Annotated in this window: 18 protein-coding genes and 2 pseudogenes; 8 read left to right on the top strand and 12 right to left on the bottom strand. The window is 72.9% G+C overall.

Features of this window, described 5'->3' with window-relative positions; translation table 11 throughout:
- Nucleotides 1-39: 39 nt before the first annotated feature.
- Both AMYTH_RS0114280 and AMYTH_RS0114285 read left to right on the top strand, forming a co-directional pair.
- Entirely contained in the window at nt 40-597 is a 558-nt protein-coding gene (locus tag AMYTH_RS0114280) for a GNAT family N-acetyltransferase (RefSeq protein ID WP_027930898.1), read from the top strand.
- Between the two features lie 14 nt (nt 598-611).
- Nucleotides 612-1703 carry a quinone-dependent dihydroorotate dehydrogenase gene (locus tag AMYTH_RS0114285; protein WP_037323727.1) on the top strand — a complete coding sequence of 364 codons (1092 nt, stop codon included), beginning with the start codon at nt 612-614 and terminating at the stop codon, nt 1701-1703.
- On the opposite strand, the gene AMYTH_RS0114290 is transcribed toward AMYTH_RS0114285, so the two are convergent.
- The 7 genes from AMYTH_RS0114290 to rimO all read right to left on the bottom strand — a co-directional run bounded on the left by AMYTH_RS0114290 (nt 1636) and on the right by rimO (nt 8122).
- Nucleotides 1636-2799 (bottom strand): allophanate hydrolase-related protein, encoded by a 1164-nt coding sequence (locus AMYTH_RS0114290; protein ID WP_027930900.1) that lies wholly within the window; start codon nt 2797-2799, stop codon nt 1636-1638. The two genes, AMYTH_RS0114285 and AMYTH_RS0114290, sit on opposite strands and share 68 nt — an antisense overlap.
- Before the next feature lie 246 nt (nt 2800-3045).
- Nucleotides 3046-3945 carry a phage shock envelope stress response protein PspM gene (gene pspM / locus AMYTH_RS0114295; protein ID WP_027930901.1) on the bottom strand — a complete coding sequence of 300 codons (900 nt, stop codon included), beginning with the start codon at nt 3943-3945 and terminating at the stop codon, nt 3046-3048.
- Nucleotides 3946-3956: 11 nt separating this feature from the next.
- Nucleotides 3957-4796 carry a PspA/IM30 family protein gene (locus AMYTH_RS0114300; RefSeq protein WP_027930902.1) on the bottom strand — a complete coding sequence of 280 codons (840 nt, stop codon included), beginning with the start codon at nt 4794-4796 and terminating at the stop codon, nt 3957-3959.
- Between the two features lie 272 nt (nt 4797-5068).
- Nucleotides 5069-5518 carry a helix-turn-helix domain-containing protein gene (locus tag AMYTH_RS0114305; protein ID WP_017981808.1) on the bottom strand — a complete coding sequence of 150 codons (450 nt, stop codon included), beginning with the start codon at nt 5516-5518 and terminating at the stop codon, nt 5069-5071.
- A 95-nt stretch (nt 5519-5613) separates the two neighbouring features.
- Nucleotides 5614-6078 carry a CinA family protein gene (locus AMYTH_RS0114310; protein ID WP_027930903.1) on the bottom strand — a complete coding sequence of 155 codons (465 nt, stop codon included), beginning with the start codon at nt 6076-6078 and terminating at the stop codon, nt 5614-5616.
- Nucleotides 6075-6704 carry a CDP-diacylglycerol--glycerol-3-phosphate 3-phosphatidyltransferase gene (gene pgsA, locus AMYTH_RS0114315; RefSeq protein WP_027930904.1) on the bottom strand — a complete coding sequence of 210 codons (630 nt, stop codon included), beginning with the start codon at nt 6702-6704 and terminating at the stop codon, nt 6075-6077. Before pgsA ends, AMYTH_RS0114310 begins: the two co-directional genes overlap by 4 nt.
- Nucleotides 6701-8122, bottom strand: coding sequence for a 30S ribosomal protein S12 methylthiotransferase RimO (gene rimO, locus AMYTH_RS0114320; RefSeq protein WP_027930905.1), 1422 nt, complete (start codon nt 8120-8122; stop codon nt 6701-6703). Before rimO ends, pgsA begins: the two co-directional genes overlap by 4 nt.
- Nucleotides 8123-8202: 80 nt before the next feature.
- Here rimO and AMYTH_RS0114325 point away from each other — a divergent pair, with 80 nt between their 5' ends.
- Together AMYTH_RS0114325 and AMYTH_RS0114330 are read left to right on the top strand one after the other, a co-directional pair.
- Nucleotides 8203-8715 carry an amino-acid N-acetyltransferase gene (locus AMYTH_RS0114325; RefSeq protein WP_027930906.1) on the top strand — a complete coding sequence of 171 codons (513 nt, stop codon included), beginning with the start codon at nt 8203-8205 and terminating at the stop codon, nt 8713-8715.
- Nucleotides 8716-8829: 114 nt separating this feature from the next.
- On the top strand, nt 8830-9255 hold the full coding sequence (locus AMYTH_RS0114330) for a phospholipase (protein ID WP_027930907.1): 426 nt from the start codon (nt 8830-8832) through the stop codon (nt 9253-9255).
- A 20-nt stretch (nt 9256-9275) separates the two neighbouring features.
- Here the strand turns inward: AMYTH_RS0114330 and AMYTH_RS44815 are convergent.
- A pseudogene (locus tag AMYTH_RS44815) lies at nt 9276-9638 on the bottom strand (transposase); the annotation flags it as partial.
- A complete protein-coding gene (locus AMYTH_RS0114340) occupies nt 9639-12119 on the bottom strand; it encodes a DNA translocase FtsK (protein ID WP_027930908.1) in 2481 nt (826 codons plus the stop codon). It abuts the pseudogene before it with no gap.
- A 107-nt stretch (nt 12120-12226) separates the two neighbouring features.
- On the opposite strand from AMYTH_RS0114340, the gene AMYTH_RS0114345 reads away from it, so the two are divergent.
- Together AMYTH_RS0114345 and AMYTH_RS0114350 are read left to right on the top strand one after the other, a co-directional pair.
- Nucleotides 12227-13051, top strand: coding sequence for a lysophospholipid acyltransferase family protein (locus AMYTH_RS0114345; protein WP_027930909.1), 825 nt, complete (start codon nt 12227-12229; stop codon nt 13049-13051).
- A complete protein-coding gene (locus AMYTH_RS0114350; protein ID WP_027930910.1) occupies nt 13048-13353 on the top strand; it encodes a chorismate mutase in 306 nt (101 codons plus the stop codon). Before AMYTH_RS0114345 ends, AMYTH_RS0114350 begins: the two co-directional genes overlap by 4 nt.
- A gap of 260 nt (nt 13354-13613) precedes the next feature.
- Here the strand turns inward: AMYTH_RS0114350 and AMYTH_RS0114355 are convergent, their stop codons facing one another.
- A complete protein-coding gene (locus tag AMYTH_RS0114355) occupies nt 13614-14960 on the bottom strand; it encodes an LLM class flavin-dependent oxidoreductase (RefSeq protein ID WP_027930911.1) in 1347 nt (448 codons plus the stop codon).
- A complete protein-coding gene (locus tag AMYTH_RS0114360) occupies nt 14957-16252 on the bottom strand; it encodes an MFS transporter (RefSeq protein WP_037322536.1) in 1296 nt (431 codons plus the stop codon). Before AMYTH_RS0114360 ends, AMYTH_RS0114355 begins: the two co-directional genes overlap by 4 nt.
- Nucleotides 16253-16340: 88 nt before the next feature.
- On the opposite strand from AMYTH_RS0114360, the gene wrbA reads away from it, so the two are divergent.
- Together wrbA and AMYTH_RS47880 are read left to right on the top strand one after the other, a co-directional pair.
- Nucleotides 16341-16952: an NAD(P)H:quinone oxidoreductase gene (gene wrbA, locus AMYTH_RS0114365; protein WP_027930913.1), complete on the top strand. Its 612-nt coding sequence runs from the start codon at nt 16341-16343 to the stop codon at nt 16950-16952.
- Between the two features lie 124 nt (nt 16953-17076).
- Nucleotides 17077-18097, top strand: a pseudogene (locus tag AMYTH_RS47880) (EamA family transporter).
- On the opposite strand, the gene AMYTH_RS0114380 reads toward AMYTH_RS47880, so the two are convergent.
- On the bottom strand, nt 18000-18956 hold the full coding sequence (locus AMYTH_RS0114380; RefSeq protein ID WP_037322537.1) for a GlxA family transcriptional regulator: 957 nt from the start codon (nt 18954-18956) through the stop codon (nt 18000-18002). The pseudogene AMYTH_RS47880 and the gene AMYTH_RS0114380 sit on opposite strands and share 98 nt — an antisense overlap.
- Nucleotides 18957-18992: the final 36 nt, after the last annotated feature.

Raw genomic sequence — 18992 nt, forward strand, 5'->3', positions numbered from 1 at the left:
CGCCCCCGAAGATCGTCCGGGGCGCGCTATCCTTCGCCGGTGCTGCAGCCCGCGTACCCGCTGAAGACCGCACGGCTGATCCTCCGTCCGTTCAAGAAGGCGGATCTGAACGCGCTGCACTCCTTCCAGTCCCGTCCGGACGTCACGCGGTACCTCTACTGGGAACCGCGCACGCGCGCCGAAACCGCGGCCGTCCTCGAGGACAAGATCGCCCGCTCGACACTGACCGAGCCCGGCGAGTACCTGGCCATCGCCGTCGAGCTGATCGACACCGGTGAGCTGATCGGCGACCTCACCCTGTGGTGGACCAGCCGCGAACACGCCAGCGGCGAGATCGGGGTCGTGTTCCACCCCCAGCACCACGGCAAGGGCTACGCCGCCGAGGCGGCCACCGAGCTGTTCCGGCTCGGCTTCGACGAACTGGGCCTGCACCGCATCCACGGCCGCTGCGACAGCCGCAACGTGGCCTCGGCGTCCCTGATGGAGGGGCTGGGCATGCGGCGCGAGGCGCACCTGCGGGAGAACGAGCTCGTCAAGGGCGAATGGACCGACGAGCTCGTCTACGCCATGCTGTCGTCGGAGTGGAAACGGCGCTGAGCGAAGATGGGGACGTGCTCTTCGACAGGCTGATCCGTCCCGCGCTCTACCGGCTCAACGACAACGACCCCGAGAAGGTGCACGAACGCACCCTCCGCGTGCTGTCCCGGCTCGCCGACGTCCCGCCCGCGCTGGCCGCGGCGCGGCGCCGGTTCGCCGTCTCGGACCCGGTGACGTTGTTCGGGCTACGGTTCGCGAACCGGGTCGGCCTGGCCGCCGGGATGGACAAGGACGGGCGCGCGCTGGCCGCGTGGCCCGCGCTCGGGTTCGGGTTCGTCGAAGTGGGCACCGTCACGCGGCTCGCCCAGCCGGGCAACCCGAAGCCGCGGCTGTTCACGCTGCCGCACAGCGACGCGGTGATCAACCGCATGGGGTTCAACAACTCCGGCGCGGCCGCGCTCGCGCAACGCCTGGCCGCCAAGGGGAAACCGGACATCCCGCTGGGCGTGTCGATCGGCAAGTCCAAAGTGACCCCGCTGGAGGAGGCGGTCGCCGACTACCAGGAGTCGCTGCGGGCGCTGTACCCGTGGGCGGACTACTTCGCGATCAACGTCAGCTCCCCCAACACCCCCGGCTTGCGGGCGCTGCAGGACCGGGAGGCGCTGGCCGAGCTGCTCGCCGAGCTGGGCCGCACCGGTGAGGAGCTGGCCGCGGCGGCCGGGAAGCCGGCGACGCCGCTGCTGGTCAAGGTCGCGCCCGACCTGACCGACGACGCGCTCGCCGAGGTGCTCGAGGTGTGCGACGAGCACGGCGTGTCCGGAATCATCGCGACCAACACCACGCTGGGCCGGGACGGGCTGGCCGCGGACGAGGCCGCGGTGGGCGCGGAGACCGGCGGGCTGTCCGGCAGGCCGCTCACCGAGCGGGCGCGGGAGGTCGTGGAGTTCGTGCACCGGCACACCGAAGGCACGGTGCCGATCATCGGCGTCGGCGGGATCTCGACCGGCGACGACGCGCGCCGGATGCTGGACGCCGGCGCGAGCCTGATCCAGCTCTACACCGGGTTCGCCCTGCACGGGCCCGGGCTGGTGCGCGGCATCAACCGGGCCCTCGCCGGGTCGCGGTCCGATGACGCAGGTAGGCCCGCCAGTCCCCGAACTCCGTGATGTCGGGACCTGGTGCCAGGTGGTTGAGCAGTGCGGTGGCGGTTTCGCCGTCGTCCAGTTCGACCGGGCCGAGCGTCATCGGCGGCGGCAGCGCGGCCCGGAACCGCGCGAGGCCGCCCGGGGCGAGCAGCCACCGTTCGCCGAGCAGCGCCGCGCCGTCGTCGCTCGGGTGCACGCCGGCTTGGCCGTCGAGGGCTCGCATCCGGTAACGGGGCGCCGTGCGGACGTCGCCGGTGAAGCGGGCGCCGAGGTCGCGCAGCTCGACGTTGCGTGGTTGACCGCGCAGGTGCGCCCCGAACACGATGAGAGCGGTTCCCGTTGCGGGGTAAGGGTTCTTCAGCTGTTCGCCGGTGAGCAGGGCGGCGAGGTCGAGGAGCACCTGGTCGTCGAAGGGACGGCCGAGGAAGCGCACGCCGTGCGCGGTGACCTGCGGGCCGTCGGACGTCCCGGGACGCTGTCCGATGGGGACCATCGCGGTTCCGGTGTCCACAGTGGTCACTTCAACGCCGGCGACGAGCAGCTCCCCCACCGCGTGGCGCAGCGCGGTCCGGTGCTGGTGCGAGACGGTGAGCCGGGGACGTTCACCGGCGGCGAGGCGGACGTCGGCGGGCCAGGCGCCGGGGTCGGTCATGGCGGTCAGCGCGCGGCAGCCGTCGGCGAGCGTCCCGGCGACGACGGCGCCGGCCGCGGGGAGCAGTCCGGCGGTCGGCGTGAGGCACACGACGTCCGGATGCCGGGGCACCTGCGTGGTGAGGGCCAGGTCGATCAGCCCGAGCGCCACCAGCTCGGCCGCGGCCGGCGCGCCGCGGGCGGTGCCGAGGACGACGGCGCCGGCCTCGGCCAGCCGCCGGACCGGGTCCGCGGTGGGTGAGAGGGTGTCCTCGGCGGCCGCGAGCAGCCCCGCGAGCGGGAGGCCGCCGTGGTCGTCAACGGCCTTGGCGTCGACGAGGACGTCCTCGCCCGCGCGGAGGGTGGCCCACAGCCCGGGCCGGTCGGCGGTCGCGATGAGGTCGAGGGCGGCGGCCACGGCACGCTGCGCGCTGGCCGCCACCGGGGGCGGCGGAGGGGGCTCGGGCGGAAGCGGCGGGGTGTCCATCCTCCGAGGGTAGGGAGCCGATGTTCCGCCGCGGTTACACCGCGAAGGCCATGGTCGATTTGTCGTTGATCCGATGCGCGGCCGAGGCAGCACCACCCCGAACGGCGGCTTGACGCCTGGCTCGCACGTGTTTCAGGTCCGGCGGGGCGGCACTCGCACCGATGAAGGGGACGCGCGCCACTCAAGCGGGACTCGCCACGCCGAACGCGCCGAACGCCGCGCCCCGTGAGCCGGTGCGGCTCGGCGTCAGGTGGAGAGCTCGCGCAGTGCCAGGGCCAGTCCGGCGAGCCGGTCGGTCGCGTCGGTCAGGAAGAGGCGCGAGTCGGCGAGGCCGTGGCTGCTGGCGGCGACCGCACGGCCCGCCGCGGCGACCAGGGCTGCGAAGCTCTCCACCCCGTCGTCCAACTGTTCCCGCAGCGTGGCGACGGCCGACTCCAGCGCGGCCCGCTCGCCGGCCGGGGCCGCGTCGCGCGCCCGCTCGATCGACTGGATCCGCAGGGCCAGCGCCCGCAGCGCCGTCGCGGCCTCGGCGGCCGTCGACCGGGCGTCGGCCACCGAGTACTCCGGCACCGGCGCCGCGCCGAGCGCCGAGGGCTCCGACAGCTGCCGCAGCAGGTCGGCCAGCGTCGACTCGCACTCGGCGAGCCGCTGCATCGGGGCGCGTGCCGCGGAACCGGACGGCGGCAGCGGCGGCGGGGTGGTGCTGACCGGCAGCACGACCCGGTTCAGCTGCCGCAGCCGAAGCCCCGACTTCACCGACAACGTGGTGAACACGACCGCGCCGAAGATCCCCGGCACCGCCTCGGCCACTCCGCCGGCCCCGGCGAGCCCGAGACCGCCGATCACCGCGTACAGCACGAACAGCACCGCGGCCATGATCCACAGCGTCAGCGCCCGCGACGTCCGCCGCTTGCGCCGCGCCAGCTTCGCCTCCGGCGAGTTCCACGCGACCCACTTCGCGCGGGCCTCGTTGAGGACCGGCATCGCCTGGGAGACGACCTTCGGCCGCGTCACCGCGCCGGACGAACCCTGCTCCGTGTACCGCTGCAACTTCTGCTGCGCGCGCTGCGCGTAGTCGGGCAGGCGCTCGATGTGCTTTTCCAGCTTCGCCTGGAACTGCGAGAAGTCCCGCCTGCCCGACGCCATCGCCTACCCGCTCAGGCCTGGTTCTTCTGCTGCTGCTCGGCCTGGACGCGCGACTCGATCTCGCGCTGGATGTCCGCCGCGGGCGACGCCGCCTTCTCACCGGAGCCGGAGGTCACCTGCGCGACCGAGTCGCCCCGCATGGACGCCCGGATCTGCTCCAGCCGCGAGCTGCCCGCCATCTGCGTGGTGGCCTGCTGCACCTCGAGCATGCGGCCCTGCACCGAGTTCTGCGCCAGCTCCGCCTGGCCCAGCGCGGTGGTGTAGCGCCGCTCGATCTTCTCCCGCACCTCCTCCAGCGACGGGGTGTTGCCCGGCGCGGTGAGCTGCGACATCTGGTTGAGCGAGGCGGACACCTGCTCCTGCATCTTGGCCTGCTCCAGCTGCGAGAGCAGCTTGGTGCGCTCGGCCAGCTTCTGCTGGAGCATCGCCGAGTTGCGCTCCACGGCCTGCTTCGCCTGCGCGGCGGCCTGCAGGGCCTGGTCGTGCAGCGTCTTGAGGTCCTCGATGCTCTGCTCGGCCGTGACCAGCTGGGTGGCGAACGACTCCGCGGCCACCTCGTACTGCTGCGCCTTCTGCTCGTCCCCCTTGGCGCGGGCCTCGTCGGCCAGCACCAGCGCCTGCCGCGCCGACGCCTGCAGCTTCTCGACCTCGGCGAGCTGGCGGTTGAGCTTCATCTCCAGCTGCCGCTGGTTACCGATAACCGCGGCGGCCTGCTGGGAGAGCGCCTGGTGGTTGCGCTGCGCCTCCTCGATGGCCTGCTGGATCTGCACCTTCGGGTCGGCGTGCTCGTCGATCTTCGACGAGAACGACGCCATGAGGTACTTCCAGAACTTCACGAAAGGGTTGGCCATCTCCTCCGCCTGCCTTCTAGATCCCTGCCTGGGTGTCGCCGATGGTCGCCCGGCGTCGCCCTCCCCTGTCTGAGCAACGCCGCGACCCCGGAGTGGGTTCCATCGTGTCAGGTCGCGCCCGTGTGTTCCAGGCGACCCCGGGGGATTTCAGGGACGACCCTGACCGGCCTCCCCGGCCCGGACGCGCGAAGGCCACCGCCGGGGCGCGCGGCGCCCGGACGGTGGCCTTCGTGTCGAGTGTTCTCAGCGTCTCGAGTGTTCTCAGCGGGTGATCAGGCCGCGACCATCTTCGGCGCGCGGATGGTGGTGCGCAGCGACGGCCCGACGCGCTGACCGGAAACCCGCAGGTCCGGCAGGTCGTTGCCGATCACGCCGTCGATGAGCCGGCCGCTGTCCAGCCGGCCTGTCGCGGCGGACGGTTCGCCCGTCTTGCGCGCGCGGCCCTCGCCCTCGGCGGTCTCCGGCATCGTCGGCACGTCCACGCTCTCCAGAGCCGAGATGTCGGCGGCGACGTTGCTCAGCAGCTCGGCCAGCGGCAGCTCGAGCGCCTCGCAGATGGACGCCAGCAGTTCACTGGACGCCTCCTTCTGCCCGCGCTCCACCTCGGACAGGTAGCCGAGGCTGACCTTGGCGGCGCGGGAGATGTCGCGCAGTGTGCGACGCTTGTTGGTGCGGGCATGCCGGAGCCGGTCGCCGATCGCCTCGCGCAGGAGCACGGTCATCGCGCGCCTCCCTTCCTGATACCGACCACGTTACCCAGTTCGAGCGCCTCCTCGCAGCGATTGACACGGGGATACGCCCAGGGCGAACGCCCCGATCAAGTGAGATGTTCCCCCAGCAGGTCGAGTGCGGCCGTCACCGCGGCGCGCCGGACGGCGGCTCGGTCGCCCTCGAACCAGTGGGTGCGCACGTCCCGGCCGGCCGGGCCGGCGAGGCCGATGTGCACGGTTCCGGGGTCGACGCCGTCCTGCGGGTCCGGCCCGGCCACGCCGGTCAGGCCCAGTCCCCAGTCGGCGCCGCAGCGCTCCCGCGCGCCCTCCGCGAGCTGCGCCGCGACCTCCGGGTGCACCGCCCCGTGCGCGGCCAGCAGCGCCGGGTCCACCCCGGCGAGTTTCGCCTTGAGGTCGGTGGCGTAGACCACCAGCCCGCCGCGGACGACGGCGCTGGAGCCGGGCACCTCGGTCAGCGTCGCGGTGACCAGGCCGGCGGTCAGGGACTCCGCGGCGGCCACCGTCTGCCCGAGCCGGACGAGCGCGGCCACCACCGGTCGCGCCGACGTCATGCGCGGGCCGCCGCGCGCAGCCGCACGGCGCGCACGACGTAGTCGGCGCCGGTGACGACGGTGAGCGCCACCGCGAGGCCCATCAGCGCCCACTGGACCGGCAGCGCGCCGTCCGGCAGCGGCAGCAGGTAGGTCACGATCGCCAGGATCTGGGTCATCGTCTTGGCCTTGCCGCCGCGGCTGGCCGGGATCACGCCGTGCCGGATCACCCAGAACCGCAGCAGGGTCACGCCGATCTCGCGGACCGCGATCACCACGGTCACCCACCAGGGCAGCTCGCCGAGCAGGCTCAGGCCCACCAGCGCGGCGCCGATCAGCGCCTTGTCCGCGATCGGGTCGGCGATCTTGCCGAAGTCGGTGATCAGCCCGTAGCGCCGGGCGACCCAGCCGTCCACCTGGTCGGTCAGCGACGCGATCGCGAACAGCACCGTCGCGCCGATCCGCCAGCCGGTGTCCTCGCCGCCGCCGGCGAACAGCGCCAGCACGAACAGTGGGACCAGGATGATCCGGGACAGGGTCAGCAGGTTCGCGACGTTGAGCGTGGGGACCGGGGTCGGCTCGGGCTCGCGGTGGGGCGGGCCGGCCTCCCCGCCGGCCTGCGCCGACTCCTCCGCCGCGGCGCTCATCTGCCCGCGTCCGGCTCGACGAGCAGGTCGACGCCCTCGGAGCCGACGACGCGGCAGCGCACCATCTGCCCGACCTCGAGCCCGTCACCGTCGAGCACGATGCAGGCGCCGTCGACCTCGGGCGCCTGGTGCGCGGCGCGGCCGGACACCTCCTCGTCGTCGGCCTCCTCGACCAGCACGTCGACGATCTCGCCGACGCGGTCCTCGGCGCGCTGCGCGGTCAGCTCGTCCACCAGCGCGGAGACCCGCGCGACGCGCTCGGCGACCACGTCCGGGTCGATCTTGCCGTCGTAGGTCTCGGCCTCGGTGCCGTCCTCGTCGGAGTAGCCGAACACGCCGACCGCGTCGAGCCCGGCCTCGGTGAGGAAATGCTCCAGCTCGGCGACGTCGTCCTCGGTCTCGCCGGGGAAGCCGACGATGACGTTGCTGCGGATGCCCGCCTCCGGCGCGTACTCGCGGATCTGCTGGATCAGCGCGAGGAACGACTTCGTGGAGCCGAAGCGGCGCATCCGGCGCAGCACGGTCTCGCTGGAGTGCTGGAAGGACATGTCGAAGTAGGGCGCCACACCCGGGGTGGTCGCGATCGCGCGGACCAGGTCCGGACGGGTCTCGGCGGGCTGCAGGTAGGACACCCGCACCCGCTGGATGCCGTCGATGCCGGCCAGCTGGGGCAGCAGCCGCTCCAGCGCGCGCGTGCCGCCCAGGTCGCGGCTCAGGTCCTTGCCGTAGGACGTGGAGTTCTCGCTGACCAGGAACAGCTCCTTGACGCCCTGGCCGGCCAGCCAGGCGGCCTCGGCGAGGATCTCGTCCGGGTGGCGCGAGACGAACGAGCCGCGGAACGACGGGATCGCGCAGAACGAGCAGCGGCGGTCGCAGCCCGAGGCGATCTTCAGTGCCGCCACCGGCGAGTCGGACAGCCGGCTGCGCAGCACGCGGGGCCCCCAGCCGTGGCCGGGGATCGAGACGTCCTCGGTGGCGGCGGCGCGCTCGACCGGGGTGATCGGCAGCAGCTTGCGGCGGTCGCCCGGGGTGTGCGAGGCGATGGTGCGGCCTGCCGCGACGTCGTCCAGCCGGGCCGCGAGGTCGTTGTAGTGGTCGAACCCGAGGACGGCGTGGGCCTCCGGCAGGCTCTCGGCCAGCTCGGCGCCGTAGCGCTCGGCCATGCAGCCGACGGCGACGACCTTCGCGCCGGTGTCGGCGGCGGCCAGCAGCGTGTCGACCGAATCCTTCTTCGCCGACTCCACGAACCCGCAGGTGTTCACGACGATCACGTCGCTGCCCTCGGGTTCGTCGGCGAGCTCCCAGCCCCCTTCGGCGAGCCGGCCGGCCAGCTCCTCGGAGTCCACCTCGTTGCGGGCGCAGCCCAGGGTCAGCAGGGAGACACGACGGCGGGAGGGCTCGGTGGCGGCAGAAGACACGACACTCAGGGTAGCTGGCGCGCGCGGGCGTGGCCGAACCCACCGCGACAGGCCCGCCCCCGCCCCGATACGGTCGATCGGTGCACGGTGATCCTTCCCCTACCGTCGAGATCCGGCGGGCCCGGATCTCGGACGTCCGCAAGATCAAGGCGTTGGTGGACGCGGACGCGGGGCGGGTGTTGCTCGAGAAGGAGCTCGTCACCCTGTATGAGGACGTGCAGGAGTTCTGGGTCGCCGACCGAGACGGCGAGATTCTCGGCTGCGGCGCGCTGCACGTGCTGTGGGAGGACCTGGCGGAGATCCGCACGGTCGCGGTCGACAAGCGGATGCGCGGGCAGGGCATCGGGCACCGGCTGGTCGCGCAGCTGATCTCCCTGGCGCGGGAACTGGGGCTGCGCCGGATCTTCGTGCTGACCTTCGAGACGAGCTTCTTCGCGCGGCACGGGTTCACCGAGATCGACGGCACGCCGGTGCCGAGCTCGGTGTACGAGGAGATGCGCCGCTCGGTGGACCCGGGCGTGGCCGAGTTCCTCGAACTCCCCTACGCGAAGCCGAACACGCTCGGCAACACGCGGATGCTCCTGGAGCTGTAGCGGTTGCGCCCGCCGGGTGAAGTTCGTCCGGTATCCACCTTCCGGGTCTGGTGGCCGTCGTCCGGCGGCCGGATGCTGATCATGGTCGTCCCTTGATCAGCTGAGGAGCCCAGGATGCGCGCCGCCGCCCGTCGTCTGCTGTCCACGGCCGCTGTGGCCACCGCACTCGTCGCCGGCGCGGGCGCCGCGCATGCCGTCGACGTCCGGTCGGTGACCGACACCTACCTGTTCGGCACGTCGCTGAGCCGGTTCGAGCAGATCCGCGCCGACCGGCCGTACGCCGCGTCGCTGGACTGGTCGTCGGACACCTGCTCGTGGTCGCCGGACAAGCCGCTCGGGTTCGACTTCTCCCCCGCCTGCCACCGGCATGACTTCGGCTACCGCAACTACAAGCGGCAGGACCGATTCACCAGCACCAACCGGAAGAAGATCGACGACAACTTCTACCGCGACCTGAAGACCACCTGCCACGGCGACTGGCGCTGCAACGGCACGGCCTGGACGTACTACCAGGCGGTCCGCCAGTTCGGCGGCTCCTAGATGAGCGATGCGTAACTCGGTCAGTGGTCGTAGGCGGTCAGGGATCGGGTGGTGGGTTGGCCGGTGGCGCGGTTGTGCCAGATGGCGGCGGTGAGGGCCAGGAGGCGTTGGGCGATGCGGACGCCGACGCGGTTTAGTTGGCCTTTGAGGGTGTCGTTGACCGACTCGATGAGCTGGCGGATGGACTTGAGCAGCGGCTCACCGGGATGGGGCTTGCGGTTGCGGTAGGACGGCCGGACCAGCCGGACGCCGCGCTCGGTGAGGTAGTGGTCGAGTTCGCGGGAGACGTAGCCCTTGTCGGCGATGATCAGCAGTCCGGGGCGGTCGGTAAGCAGGTGGGGTTCGTGGTCGCAGATCGCCATGAGTACCTGCCGCTCGTCGATCTAGTCCTCGCCGTCGTCGTCCGGCATCGAGCCGCCGCGGATCAGCATCAGCGTGCCCTCCAGGTCCTCCGGCTTGACGAGCACGTCGCGGGCCTTCGAGCCCTCCGACGGGCCCACCACGCCGCGCGTCTCCAGCAGGTCCATCAGCCGCCCGGCCTTGGCGAAGCCGACCCGCAGCTTGCGCTGCAGCATGGACGTCGACCCGAACTGCGAGGTGATGATCAGCTCGGCCGCCTGCAGCAGGACGTCGAGGTCGTCGCCGATGTCCGGGTCGATCTCCTTCTTCTCCCCGGCCTTCGCGGCGGTGACGCCCTCCTGGTACTCCGGCTGCGCCTGCTCCTTGGTGAAGTTGACGATCGAGGCGATCTCGTCGTCGCCGACGTAGGCGCCCTGGATGCGGACCGGCTTGCCGGCGCCCATCGGCAGGTACAGGCCGTCGCCCATGCCGATCAGCTTCTCCGCGCCCGGCTGGTCGAGGATGACGCGCGAGTCGGTCAGCGACGACGTCGCGAACGCCAGCCGCGACGGCACGTTGGTCTTGATCAGGCCGGTGACGACGTCGACAGACGGGCGCTGCGTGGCCAGCACCAGGTGGATGCCCGCGGCACGGGCCTTCTGCGTGATCCGGACGATCGCGTCCTCGACGTCGCGCGGCGCGGTCATCATCAGGTCGGCCAGCTCGTCGACGATCGCCATGATGTACGGGTACGGCCGGTACACGCGCTCGCTGCCCGGCGGTGCGGTGATCTCCCCCGACTTGACCTTGCGGTTGAAGTCGTCGATGTGCCGGACCCGGTTGGCCTGCATGTCCTGGTAGCGCTGCTCCATCTCCTCCACCAGCCAGGCCAGCGCGGCGGCCGCCTTCTTCGGCTGGGTGATGATGGGCGTGATCAGGTGCGGGATGCCCTCGTACGGCGTCAGCTCGACCATCTTCGGGTCGATCAGGATCATCCGCACCTCTTCGGGCGTCGCCCGCGCCAGCAGCGACACCAGCATCGAGTTGACGAAGCTCGACTTACCGGAGCCGGTGGAGCCCGCGACCAGCAGGTGCGGCATCTTCGTCAGGTTCGCGGTGACGAAGTGGCCCTCGATGTCCTTGCCGAGCCCGATGACCATCGGGTGGGTGTCCTTGCCCGCGGTGGACGAGCGCAGCACGTCGCCGAGGCGCACCATCTCGCGGTCGGAGTTGGGCACCTCGATGCCGACCGCCGACTTGCCGGGGATCGGCGCGAGCAGGCGGACGTTGTCGGTGGCCACGGCGTACGCGATGTTCTTGGTCAGCGCGGTGATCTTCTCGACCTTCACGCCCGGGCCGAGCTCGACCTCGTAGCGCGTGACCGTCGGGCCGCGGGTGAAGCCGGTGACCTGCGCGTCGACGTTGAACTGCTCCAGCACGCCGGTGATCGCCTCGATCATGGCGTCGTTGGCCTTGCTGCGGGTCTTGGGCGCGTCGCCCAGCTGCAGCAGGTCGGCGGGCGGCAGCTCGTAGTCGCCCTCGACGGTCCGGGTGACCGCCATGACCGGTTCCGGCTTCTTCGGCTTCTTCTCCGGCACCGCCGCGGGCACCGGCTTCGGCGGGCGGGCCGGCGTGGGCGGCTCGGCCAGCGCGGACTCGATGTCCAGCTGCTCCGGGTCGGCGCCGCTGGCCTGGCGGCGGCGGGACGGCTTGCGCAGCCGCACGGCCTTCGGGTCGGCCTCGGTGACCTCGTCGCGGCGTTCGGCGCGGGCCTCGCGCTGCGCCTCCTCCTCGGCCAGTTCCTCCGGGTCCAGTCCCCAGGTGCGCACCAGGTGCGGGATGTCGCGGATGCGGGTGGCGGTGAACACGAGCAGGCCGAACGCGAGCGCGAGGAACAGCAGCGGCACCGCGACCCAGGCCGTCACGCCCTGGGCGAGCAGGTCGCCGGACAGGAAGCCGAGGATGCCGCCCGCGTAGCGCTGGTTCTCGGCGTCGTGCGGGCGGCCGTTGAACAGGTGGAGCAACCCCAGCAACGCGAGCACGCCCAGCGCGGTGCCGATCACCATGCGCGGGCGGACCTCCGGTTGCGGCTCGGTGCGCATCAGCACCACGGCGGAGACCACGAGCGCCAGCGGCAGCGTGACCGCGCCGGCGCCGAAGACCGTGCGGGTGGCCAGCTCGACGTAGCCGCCGACCGGCCCGGCCGCGCGCCACCACACCCCGGCGGCGACGATCAGGGCCAGCGCGATCAGGCCGAGGGCGAGCCCGTCGCGGCGGTGTTCGGGCTCCAGCTCCCGGCCGCGGCCGACGGTGCGCACCACGCTGCCGAGGCCCTTGGCCAGCAGGTTCCAGCCGCCGCGGACGGCCTTGCTGAACGTCCCGGCCTTCTTCTTCGGGGCGGGTTTGCGGGCGCGCGAGGCCGCGGGCCGCGACTTGGCCGCGCCGCGCGTGCTCCTGCGCGCGGTGCTGCTCTTGCCGCCGGTCCGCTTCGTGCCGCTGCTCCTCGTCGCCGCCCCGCTAGCCATGCCTCTACGGTAACCGCCTGGCCCCACCAACCCCAGGTGCCACACTCGGCACAGCGGGAACTTCGCCTTCACCGGCGGACCTTGATCCGCCATTCCGGTGATCTGCCATGCTGACGACCATGTTCGCGCTGCACTCCGACGACACCGGGCAGACACGCCGCAGGCCACCGGCGGTCTGGCGGACCATGACCCGGATGGACCAGGGGCTCGTCGCGCTGACCGGCAGGCTGCGGATCACCGGCCGGATCGCGCCGGAGCTGCGGGGACGGCCGTTCCTGATGGCTTCCAACCACATCGGCGTGTTCGACCCGTTCGTGCTGATCGCCGCGTGCCGCCGGATCGGCATCGCGCCGCGGTTCATGCTGGCCGGCGGGATCCTGGACACACCGGTGATCGGGCCCGCGCTGAAGGTCAGCGGGCACATGCGGATCGACCGCGGCAAGGCGAGCGCGCTGGAGCAGTTCGCGCAGGCCGTGGAGGAGATGCGGACGACGCCGAGCCCGATCATCGTCTACCCGGAGGGCCGGATCAGCCACGACCCGGGCCTGTGGCCGGAGCGCGGCAAGACGGGCGCCGCGCGGCTCGCGATCGCCGCCGGGGTGCCGGTGGTGCCGATCAGTCAGTGGGGCGCGCACGAGGCCGTGTACTGGGGCACGGAGAAGGTGACGGGTCCCGCGGACCTGCTGCCGCTGGCCCGGTCCGGCCTGACCGCGCCGTTGCGGCGGCCGACGTACCGCGTGCACTTCGGCGAGCCGGTGGACCTGAGCGACATCGAGCCGGAGCGGCCGGGCGCCGGGGTGCGCGCGCACGCGAAGATCATGCGCGCCATCACGGCCGGCCTGGTCCCGTTGCGCCGCGACGAGCCCGACAAGCCGAAGTTCCACGACCCGACGCGCCCCACGGACACCGTCAGCCCCTGGCGGCCCCGGTGACGGACGCCCCGAAGTCGCTTGCCGAGGTCCGCGCCCGCATCGACGCCCTCGACGCGGAGCTGGCCGGCCTGCTGGCCACCCGCCAGTCCCTGGTGCGCGCGGCCGCCGCGTTCAAGACCGACTCGCAGGCCGTTCGCGCGCCCGACCGGGTGGAGCAGGTGGTCACGGCGGCGCGGGAGCGGGCTCTCGCCGCGGGGCTGGCTCCCGAAGTCGCCGAGGCGGTGTGGCGCGCCATGATCGGCGCGTTCGTCGAGCTGGAGCTGGGCGAGCACGCCCGGCTGGCTGGGGACGCCCCGGCGTGACAGGGCCTGGGCGGTAGGCCGCGCCTGGCGGCCTACCCGCCGAGCAGCGCGCCCGGGTGGCCGGACGTGCGACCGCGCCAGCGAGCCGCTCCCGGAAGGAGCCTCCGCGCGCCCGTCCCGGCCTCAGCGGCGCCGCGCCGCGCCGGGCGCCCGCCGCGAGGCATGCGCCCGGCGCATCGAGCCGCCTTCGGCGGCGAGTCGGCCGGTCCGCGTGCCGGCACTCCCGCCAGGGATCGCTGGCCAAAAGTGAGCAGCCGGCCTCAGCGGCGGTAAGCCGCCCCCGGGTGGTCCGCCGCCAGGCGCGGCCCCGCACCACCGAGCCGCTCCCGCAGCGTGCCCGCCTCCGGCTGCGACGGCACCCGACCGCGGCGGCGCAGCTCCGGCACCACCCAGCGCGCGAAGTCCGCGAACGTGCCCGGTGTCGTCACGTATGCCAGGTTGAAGCCGTCCACGTCGGCCTCCTCGACCCAGCGCTCCAGCTCGTCCGCGACCTCCGGGCCGGACCCCGTCACGACCGGGCCCCGCCCCCCGAGCCCGATGAAGCCGGCCAGCTCACGCGGCGTCCACGCCCGCTCGGCCGTCGTGAACGCCGCCAGCGCCGACCGGTTCGCGTCACCGTCCCGGTAGGTCAGCGGCTCGTCCACCGGCAGTTCGGCCAGGTCGACGCCCGTCCAGCCGCCGAACAACGCGAACGCCCCCGGCACCGACACCAGCGACTGGTACTCCCGCAGCTTCTGCTCCGCCTCCGCCGACGTCTCGGCGACCACCGGCGTCAGCATCGTGAAGATCTTCACCGCGCGCGGGTCCCGGCCCTGCTCGGCCACCCCGGCGCGGATCGCGTCCACCGAGCGGCGCACCACCCGCGGCGACGGCCCGGACACGAACACCGCCTCCGCGTGCCGCGCCGCGAACCGCACGCCCCGCGGCGACGCGCCGGCCTGGAACAGCACCGGCGTCCGCTGCGGCGACGGCTCCGACAGGTGCGGCCCCGGCACCGCGAAGTACTTCCCCTTGTGCCCGATGTCGTGCACCTTCGCCGGGTCGGCGTACACCCCGCCGGACCGCACGACCGCGCCGTCCTCCCACGAGCCCTCCCACAGCTTGTAGCAGACCTCGAGGTACTCCTCCGCGATCTCGTACCGCTCGTCGTGCGGCACCTGGGCGTCCAGGCCGAGGTTCCGCGCCGCACTGTCCAGATAGGACGTCACGATGTTCCACGCGACCCGGCCGCGCGTCAGGTGGTCCAGTGTGGACAGACGACGGGCCAGCGAGTACGGCTGCTCATACGTCGTCGACACGGTGACCCCGAACCCGAGGTGCGAGGTCACCGCGGCCAGCGCGGGCAGCAGCACCGTCGGCTCGTTGACCGGGATCTGCGCGGCGTCGGCGACCGCGGCGTCCTTCGACCCGCCGTAGACGTCGTACACGCCCAGCACGTCGGCGAGGAACAGCGCGTCGAACCCGCCGTCTTCCAGCGTGCGCGCCAGGTCCAGCCAGAAGGACAGGTCGGTGTAGCGGTGCCCCTCGTCGGCGGGGTGCTTCCACAGCCCGGCCGACTGGTGACCGGCGCAGTTCATGTCGAAGGCGTTCAGGTAGATGCGGCTCATGCCAGGCCCTCGGAGTTGGTCTCCCGCGCGAACCACGCGGACGCGAACGTCAGCACCGCCAGCCCGGCGAAGTAGGCGACGATCAGCCACGGCCGCCCGTCCCCGGCCACCAGCAGCGCGGCCGCGATCAGCGGCGCGAACCCGCCGGAGAGCACCGCGCCGATCTGGTACCCCAGCGACGCGCCGCTGTAGCGCACACGCGTGTCGAACAGCTCGCCGAACCACGCCGCCTGCGGCCCGTACATCGCGTCGTGCACCACGTTGACCCCGAACACGATCGCCAGCACCACCGCCACCGCGGATCCGGAGTCGGCGGCGAGGAAGAACAGCACCAGCGCCACGATCCCGGCGAGCGAGCCGAACAGGTACGGCGGGCGCCGCCCGAACCGGTCGGACAGGTAGCCCCACAGCGGCGTGCTCACCAGGCCGATCGCGGAGGCGACCATCACCGCGACCAGCCCGACGGCGCTGTCCCGGCCGAACGTGGTCTGCAGGTAGGTCAGCGAGTAGGTGGTCAGCAGCACGAACAACGCGATCTGCGACAACCGCAGCCCGGTGGTCAGCACGACGTTGCGCGGCTGCGTCCGCAGCACCTCGACGACCGGCAGCCGGGCGGTCTCCCCGCTCGCCTTGAGCCGCGCGAACACCGGCGCGTCGGTCAGCCGGAGCCGGATCACCAGACCGACGACGACGAGCACGAGGCTGAGCAGGAACGGCAGCCGCCACGCCCAGGACAGAAACGCGTCGCCGGCGATCGTGCGCACCAGGTAGTAGACGCCGGTGGCCAGCAGCATCCCGGCCGACGACCCGAGTTGCGTGAAGCTGCCGAACAACCCGCGCCGCCCGGGTGTGGCGTGCTCGACCGACAGCAGCGCCGCGCCGCCCCATTCGGCGCCGACCGCGAGCCCCTGCAACAGCCTCAGCACGACCAGCAGCGCCGGGGCGAGGATCCCGGCCTGCGCGTAGGTGGGCAGCACCCCGATCGCCGTGGTGGCGATCCCCATCAGCAGCAGCGCGCCGACCAGCACCGCCTTGCGGCCGACCCGGTCACCGAGGTGGCCCGAGATCACCGCCCCCAGCGGCCGGGCGCCGAAGCCGACCGCGTAGGTGCCGAAGGCCGCGAGCGTGCCCGCGGTCGAGGAGACGTTGGGGAAGAACAGCGGCTTGAAGACCAGCGCGGTCGCGGTGGCGTAGAGGTAGAAGTCGTACCACTCGATGGTCGTGCCGATCATGCTGCCGAGCGCGGCGCTCCGTGGCGTGGTGCGCGGCGCGGCGGGGACCGTCGTCGTCATGCCCGGGCACGCTACGGTTTCCGGGCGCCGCCCCGCGCGAGGTCTCACATGATGGAACGCGCGATTCGATAACGGTAAGGTGATCACCGTGACCACTCGGATCCTCGTCGTGTACTACAGCGCCACCGGCAACACCGCGAAGCTGGCCGCCGCGTTGGCCGGTGGGGCCGCCGACGCCGGGGCGGAGGTGCGCGTCCGCACCGTCGCCGAGACCGCCCCGCCCGAGGCGATCGCGACCAACCCGCGCTGGCAGGCGTGGGTCGACGCCGGGCCGCACGACGAACTGGCCACGCTCGCCGACCTGGAGTGGGCCGACGGGCTCGCGATCGGCAGCCCGACGCGGTTCGGCGGGCCCGCGAGCCAGCTCAAGTCCTATCTGGACACCACGGGTGGCCTGTGGGCCAAGGGGAAGCTGGTGGACAAGGTCGCGACGTCGTTCACCACGGCCTCCACCGCGCACGGCGGGCTGGAGGCGACCGTGCTGGCGATGAACAACATCTTCTACCACTGGGGCGCGATCGTGCTCCCGCTCGGCTACGGGCAGCCGCATCTGCTGGAGTCCGGGAACCCCTACGGCGGTTCGTTCGTGTCGCGCAAGTCGGCCGAGCCGGACAAGGAGTCGCTCGAAGCCCTGCGCATCCAGGGCCACCGGCTCGCCACCATCGCCGGGTACGTGCGCGTCGGCCGGGGCGGCGCCTGAGCAGCGCGGGACGGCCGCACCCCACCCCCTCCCCGGAGTAACCGGCACGCGAATTTGACCGGTTACGCGAGGCGTGACGGAATTCCGGTACCGCCGTACCGGTCCGCCGCTTAGGGTGGGCGGAGTGGTCACCGAAGCTCCCGCACCGGCGCGCGCGTTCGTCCCCCATCGCGGGCGTGGCACGACGCTGATCCTCGTCTCCTCGGTCTGTTTCGGCAGTTCCGGCACGATCGCGAAACCCGCGATGCTCGCCGGCCTGTCCGCCGAACAGGTCGCCGCGGCGCGGATCGGGCTCGCGGCGCTGGTGCTGGCCGCCGTGGTGGCCGTGGTGAAGCCGTCGCTGCTGCGCGTCCGCCGGGCCGAATGGCCGCTGCTGCTCGGCTACGGCCTGCTCGGCGTCGCGGGCGTGCAGCTGTGCTACTTCGTCGCCGCGGGGCGGCTGCCCGTCGGCATCGCGATCCTGCTCGAGTTCACCTCGCCTGTGCTGATCGCGCTGTGGACTCGGTTCGTCCGCAGCGTGCGGCTGCCCGGGCGCATGTGGGCCGGGATCGCGCTGGCGATGGCCGGGCTGGCGGGCGTGGCGCAGGTGTGGCAGGGGCTCAGCCTGGACGCGGTCGGCCTGCTCGCCGGGCTCGGTGCGGCGGTGTGCTCGGCGGCGTACTTCCTGCTCGGCGAGCACGGCGTCACCACCCGCCACCCGATGGGCATGGTCACCTGGGGCATGATCATCGGCGCGGTCGCGGTGTGCGCGGTCGCCCCGCCGTGGACGATGCCCGCCGCGGTCCTCACCGCTCCCGCCGAGTTCGGCCCGTGGCACCCCGCCGGTGTGGCTGCTGCTCGTCGCCGTCGCGGTGTTCTCGACCGTCCTGGCCTACGCCATCGGCCTCACCGCGCTGCGCCACCTGCCCGCCTCCGTCGCGAGCGTCATCGGCCTGCTCGAACCGGTCATCGCCACCGCCACCGCGTGGGCGCTGCTGCACGAAACGCTGGCCTGGCCCCAGCTGGCCGGCGCGGTCGTCCTGCTCGGCGGCGCGCTGATCGTGCAGCTCAACTCGCCGCGCGCGCAGGTTCCGGAGCCCGCAGCGCCCGGCGGTACGCGCCCGGGGTCGTACCAACCTGGTCCCGGAACCGGCGGCGCAGGTTGACCGCCGACGCCAGCCCCACGCGCGCCGCGATCGCGTCCACCGGGAGATCGGTGTCCTCCAGCAGCCTGCGCGCCTCCGCCACGCGACGGGACAACAGCCACGCGCCCGGGCTCGTGCCGAGCCGGTCGTGGAAGCGCCTCGCCAGCGTGCGGGGTGAGACGTTGAGCCGCGCGGCGAGGCCGGCCACCGACAACGGTGTCCCGAGCCGCTCGCCTGCCCACTCGAGCAGGTCGTCCAGCTCGTCCCGGGGCTGGGCCCGCGGCGTGATCCGGACCTGACCGCCGTCCCGGTGCGGCGGCATCACCATGTGCCGCGCGAGGAGGGCGGCGTGCGCGGCGCCGTGGTCCCGCCGGACGAGGTGCAGGCACAGTTCGATCCCCGCGCCCGCACCGGCGCTCGTCGCGACGTCGCCGTGGTCCACGTAGAGCTTGTCCGGCTCCACGCGCACCGCCGGGAACTCGCGCCGCAGCTGCTCGGCCCGCTCCCAGTGCGTGGTGGCCGAGCGGCCGTCCAGCAACCCGGTGCGCGCCAGGGCGAACACGCCCGAGCAGATCGTGACGAGCCGCGCCCCGCGGGCGTGGGCACGCAGCAACGCCTGCCGCACGCGCGGGGACAGCGGCGCCTCCACCGGCGCCCAGCCCGGGATGATCACCGTGTCCGCGTCGTCGAGCGCGGACAACCCCCGCGGCACCGACAGGGCGTACCCCGCGGTCGTCGGCACGGTTCCCGGCTCCTCGGTGCACACGTCGAACTCGTAGTGCCGCGGCACGCCGTCCCGCACCGTGCCGAAGACCTCCATGGCGCAGCCGAGCTCGAACGTCGACTGCACCGGCTGCACCAGGGCGACCACGCGATGCATGGCAGAAAAGTACCCCACGGTGTCCTGGCGGGCACT

Origin of the sequence: Amycolatopsis thermoflava N1165, from assembly GCF_000473265.1 — a bacterium.
GTDB classification, from domain to species: domain Bacteria; phylum Actinomycetota; class Actinomycetes; order Mycobacteriales; family Pseudonocardiaceae; genus Amycolatopsis_E; species Amycolatopsis_E thermoflava.